This is a genomic window from Nocardia sp. NPDC060220 (assembly GCF_042727815.1).
Classification (GTDB): domain Bacteria; phylum Actinomycetota; class Actinomycetes; order Mycobacteriales; family Mycobacteriaceae; genus Nocardia.
Window position 1 is genome coordinate 1 of record NZ_JBHWZY010001372.1, and the last position, 1,092, is coordinate 1,092.

At 66.8% G+C, this 1,092-nt stretch carries 1 protein-coding gene; it reads right to left on the minus strand.

Features of this window, described 5'->3' with window-relative positions; translation table 11 throughout:
* Positions 1-11: 11 nt before the first annotated feature.
* Positions 12-1,092, minus strand: a 1,081-nt coding sequence (locus ACFWF3_RS36865; RefSeq protein WP_379318880.1) for an amylo-alpha-1,6-glucosidase, incomplete at its 5' end; no start/stop codon positions are given.

Sequence of the window (1,092 nt, forward strand, 5' to 3'; positions counted from 1 at the left end):
GATTCTGCGATCTACTCCTCGTCGGTGATCAGCGCCCAGCCCTCGGGCAGGCCCGTCACGGTCACCGCCGAGCCGCACACCTCGAGATCCACCGTCACCCCGTCGCCGAGCCGGAACTCCGACATCCGCACGCATCCCCAGGCCGGGGGAATCTGCGGCCGCAGCGTCAACGTCCTGGCCGGCACATCGGGATCGAGCCCGAGGAACGACCGAACCAGCAGCAACGGCGCCGCACTGGCCCAGGCCTGAGGCGAACACGACGTCGGATACGGCACGGGCGCGGCGAATCTCGCCCGCGGGAAACCACAGAACAGCTCGGGCAACCGGCCGTCGAACGCCGCGGCGGCATCGAGCAGACCACCCGACAGCTTCGTCGCCAGTTCCACCGCGCCCGGCACATGCTGGTATCGCATCAACCCGGCGACAGCGATCGCCGTGTCGTGCGGCCAGATCGACCCGCAGTGGTAACTCATCGGGTTGTAGGCGCCCATATCGGAAGCCAGCGTCCGCAGCCCGAAGCCCGAATCCATCTCCGCCCGGGACAGATTCCGGATCAGGATCTCGGCGTGCTCGTCGGTCGCGATGCCCGACCACAGACAGTGCGCCGCATTGCTGGTCAACGCGTCGACCTGGCGTTTGCGTCCGTCCAAGGCCACCGCGTACCACCCGTAATGGGGTAGCCAGAACTGTTCGGCGAACTTGGTTTGCAACTCGTCGGCCCGTTCCCGCATTCGCACGGCCAGCTCGGGGTCGTCGAACTGGTCGGCGAGCTCCGCACGGGCCAGGAACGCCGCGTACACATATCCCTGGACCTCGGCCAGCGCAATCGGGGCCTCGGCGATATGTCCCGCGGCGTCGTTGATTCCGTCGAAACTGTCCTTCCAGCCCTGATTGATCAGGCCGCGATCGGTGGCGCGCACGTATTCGACGAAACCGTCGTCGTCGCGGTCACCGAAATCGGTGATCCAGCTGATCGCGGCGTCGGCCGCGGGCAGCAGGGTGGCGATCGACGCGGGATCCGCGCCCCATCGCAGACATTCGGCGAGCAGCATCACGAAAAGCGGTGTGGCGTCGACGGTTCCGTAATAGATC